A 3,930-nucleotide genomic window follows, 5' to 3' on the forward strand; every position below is an offset into this window, starting at 1 on the left:
CCCACGGCACGGCGCCCAAATACGCTGGCAAGGACTACGTCAACCCGGGCTCGGAGATTCTTTCGGCCGAGATGATGCTGCGCCACATGGGCTGGACCGAGGCGGCCGATCTGGTCATCGAGGCCATGCAAAAAGCTATCTTGTCCAAGAAGGTCACCTACGACTTCGCCCGCCTGCTGGAGGGCGCCACGCAGGTCAGCTGCTCGGGTTTTGGCCAGGTGATGATCGATCAGATGTAGGCGAACGGGCGGGTTGCGGCCACGCGGCTCGCGAGGCATCGCTGCATCAGAAAAATGCCCGCCGAATGGCGGGCTTTTTTCTGGAAGGGCCGCTTCTCGACGGCCGATTCAGCGGGGCGCCAAGGCGTCGGCGTCAGCGTTGTCGGGCCGGACGCTAGCCTGCCGGGGTTCCAGCAAGGCGATGTTGTGAGCCAGCTTGCCCTTGGGGCCGTCGACCAGCTCGAAACTAACCTGCACGCCTTGCTTCAAGGTGCGAAACCCCTCCATTTGTATCGCCGAGAAATGCGCGAAAACGTCTTCGCCGCCGCCTTCCGGTTCGATGAAGCCGAAACCCTTCGCGTCGTTGAACCACTTGACGGTGCCTTTGACCATGACTCTCTCCTGCACCGAGCGGTGCTTGCCGATCGATTCTGAGCAGCGCCCCCGGGGCTGTCAAGCTTGCGAACGCGGCATGCTCAACAGCCGAGGCTCGCCCGCACCCTTGCCACTCGAGCGGCCAAGCGTGATGCTTGTCGCCTTGGACCGGGTCTTGTGTTCAAGGAGCCCGGCGCCATATCCACAGGCATGGAAGTCGCTAGTGACCAGTCGATAGAATGATTTGCATGGCCGACGAGCGCAAACCGCCTCCCACCCCGAAGCCACCGGCCGTCAAGCCGGACGACGGGCAGGGAGCCGTTGTTGCCGAACGGCAGGCTGCCAAGGTCGAGCCGCCGCGCAGGTACCAGGTGGTCTTGCTGAACGACGATTACACGCCGATGGAGTTTGTCGTGATGGTTCTGCAGGAATACTTCCAGCGCGACATCGAAACCGCCACGCAGATCATGCTCAAGATTCATCATGAGGGGCGTGGCGTGTGCGGCGTCTACACGAAGGATGTCGCTTCGACCAAGGTCGAGTCGGTGCTCGCCGCCGCCAAGCGGTCGGGACACCCGTTGCAATGCACTATGGAGGCCGCATGATTGCGCAAGAGTTGGAAGTCAGTCTGCACATGGCGTTCGTCGAAGCGCGCCAGCAGCGCCACGAATTCATCACGGTTGAGCACCTGCTGCTCGCGCTGCTCGACAACCCCTCGGCCGCCGAGGTGCTGAAGGCTTGCTCGGCCAACAGCGATGACCTGCGCAAGAGCCTGACGCAGTTCATCAAGGAAAACACGCCCACGGTGGGCGGCAGCGACGAGGTGGACACGCAGCCGACGCTGGGTTTTCAGCGCGTGATCCAGCGCGCCATCATGCACGTGCAGTCCACCGGCTCGGGCAAAAAGGAAGTGACCGGCGCCAACGTGCTGGTGGCCATCTTCGGCGAGAAGGATTCGCACGCCGTCTACTACCTGCACCAGCAGGGCGTGACGCGCCTGGACGTGGTGAACTTCATCGCCCACGGCATCAAGAAGTCCGAGCCGCCGGAGCCTGCCAAAGGGGCCGAAGGCAATGGCGCGGAAAACGAGAAGGAAGAAGCCACCGACGGCAAGGGCTCGCCGCTCGACCAGTTCACCCAGAACCTCAATCAGCTCGCCCGGGAAGGCAAGATCGATCCGCTGATCGGCCGCGAGCACGAAGTAGAGCGCGTGATCCAGGTGCTGTGCCGTCGACGCAAGAACAACCCCTTGCTGGTCGGCGAGGCCGGTGTCGGCAAGACTGCCATCGCCGAGGGCCTGGCTTGGCGCATCACGCAGAACGAAGTGCCCGACATCCTGGCCGACGCGACTGTCTACTCCCTCGACATGGGCGCGTTGTTGGCCGGCACCAAGTACCGCGGCGACTTCGAACAGCGCTTGAAGGGCGTGCTCAAGGCACTCAAGGACCAGCCGCACGCTGTACTCTTCATCGACGAGATCCACACTTTGATCGGCGCCGGCGCAGCCTCGGGCGGCACCCTGGACGCGAGCAACCTGCTCAAGCCGGCACTCTCCAGCGGCGCGCTCAAGTGCATCGGAGCGACCACCTTCACCGAATACCGCGGCATCTTCGAGAAGGACGCGGCGCTTTCGCGGCGCTTCCAGAAGATCGACGTGGTGGAGCCCTCGGTCGAGCAGACCATCGAGATTCTCAAGGGTTTGAAGTCGCGTTTCGAAGAGCACCACAGCGTCAAGTACGCGATCGGTGCGCTGCAAGCCGCGGCCGAGCTGTCGGCGAAGTTCATCAACGACCGCCACCTGCCCGACAAGGCGATCGACGTGATCGACGAGGCCGGCGCAGCGCAGCGCATCCTGCCCAAGAACAAGCAAAAGAAGACCATCACGCGCACCGAGGTCGAAGACATCGTCGCCAAGATCGCGCGGATCCCGCCGCAGAGCGTGAGCAACGACGACCGCAGCAAGCTCAAGAACCTGGACCGGGATCTGAAGAGCGTGGTGTTTGGTCAGGATCCGGCGCTCGACGCGCTGGCCTCGGCCATCAAGATGGCCCGCTCGGGCCTGGGCAAGCCCGACAAGCCGATCGGCGCGTTCTTGTTCAGCGGCCCCACCGGCGTGGGCAAGACCGAAGCGGCTAAGCAGCTCGCCTACATTCTGGGCATCGAGTTGATCCGCTTCGACATGTCGGAGTACATGGAGCGCCACACGGTCAGCCGCCTGATCGGTGCGCCCCCGGGCTATGTGGGCTTCGACCAAGGCGGTCTTCTGACCGAGGCGGTCACCAAGAAGCCGCACTCGGTGCTGTTGCTCGACGAGATCGAGAAAGCCCACCCGGACGTCTTCAACGTGCTGCTGCAGGTGATGGACCACGGCACCCTGACCGACAACAACGGGCGCAAGGCCGACTTCCGCAACGTGATCATCATCATGACCACCAATGCGGGTGCCGAGACGATGAACAAGTCGATGATCGGCTTCACCAACTCGCGCGAGGCGGGCGACGAGATGGCCGACATCAAGCGCCTGTTCACGCCCGAGTTTCGCAACCGGCTCGATGCGATCGTGAGCTTCAAGGCGCTGGGCGAAGACGTCATCCTGCGTGTGGTCGACAAGTTCCTGCTTCAGCTCGAAGGGCAGCTCACCGAGCGCAAGGTGGAGGTCACCTTCACCGACGCATTGCGCAAGCACCTCGCGAAGAAGGGCTTCGATCCGCTGATGGGAGCACGGCCCATGCAGCGCCTGATCCAGGACACGATCCGCCGGGCGCTGGCCGACGAGCTGCTGTTCGGCAAGCTGGTCGACGGCGGACGGCTCACGGTCGATGTCGATGCAGAGGGCGTTCCGCAGCTCGACATCACGCCGTCCAAGAAGAGCGACAAGCCCAAGGCGGAGCCCGCGACTGCCGATTGAAAAACCCGCCTTCGCGGCTTGTTCGACGGGGAGCTTCGGCTCCCCGTTTTCATGGCCGCTCGAAAAGCGCAGCTGGGTCCTGCCGGAAGTAGTCGGCAAAGAGTTCATACAGCGCCGGTTGCTCCGCGCGCAGCGCCTGCGGTGCGACGAAGAAAGCCTCTGCAGCGACGGGGAAGAATTCTTCGATGCTTTCGGCCCCGTACGGATCGAGAAAACCGCCTTGGCCTGCGTCGAGGCTGCGCCGCAGCCGCTCGAAGGCGGCCTGCATTACCACCCGCCAGTGCCGGCGCGCCTGTGCATCGGGCAGCGGCGGCATGCCGTCGACGATGCCGTCGTGCATGTCGAGCACGTGCACGAACTCGTGAATCACGACGTTGTAGCCGGTGGCCGCTGAACTGCCGGCGCGTGCCACGTCGTTCCAGGACAGCA

General features: G+C 63.6%; 5 protein-coding genes. 3 read left to right on the forward strand and 2 right to left on the reverse strand.

What is annotated here, in order from left to right:
- The coding region (locus H0W38_RS18270; protein WP_292456755.1) for an isocitrate/isopropylmalate family dehydrogenase at positions 1-239 on the forward strand (239 nt) is incomplete at its 5' end.
- A 108-nt stretch (positions 240-347) separates the two neighbouring features.
- Here the strand turns inward: H0W38_RS18270 and H0W38_RS18275 are convergent.
- Positions 348-611 (reverse strand): cold shock domain-containing protein, encoded by a 264-nt coding sequence (locus H0W38_RS18275; RefSeq protein ID WP_292456757.1) that lies wholly within the window; start codon positions 609-611, stop codon positions 348-350.
- 230 nt (positions 612-841) lie between these two features.
- Between H0W38_RS18275 and clpS the strand changes: the two genes are divergently transcribed.
- The gene (gene clpS, locus H0W38_RS18280) at positions 842-1,198 is read left to right on the forward strand and encodes an ATP-dependent Clp protease adapter ClpS (RefSeq protein ID WP_292456761.1); all 357 of its coding nucleotides are present in this window, start codon (positions 842-844) and stop codon (positions 1,196-1,198) included.
- A complete protein-coding gene (clpA, locus tag H0W38_RS18285; RefSeq protein ID WP_292456764.1) occupies positions 1,195-3,501 on the forward strand; it encodes an ATP-dependent Clp protease ATP-binding subunit ClpA in 2,307 nt (768 codons plus the stop codon). Before clpS ends, clpA begins: the two co-directional genes overlap by 4 nt.
- A gap of 49 nt (positions 3,502-3,550) precedes the next feature.
- Here clpA and H0W38_RS18290 read toward each other — a convergent pair.
- Positions 3,551-3,930: M90 family metallopeptidase (locus tag H0W38_RS18290; protein WP_292456765.1), on the reverse strand; the 380-nt coding region annotated here is incomplete at its 5' end.

The organism is Methylibium sp., assembly GCF_013817365.1.
GTDB lineage: Bacteria > Pseudomonadota > Gammaproteobacteria > Burkholderiales > Burkholderiaceae_C > Methylibium.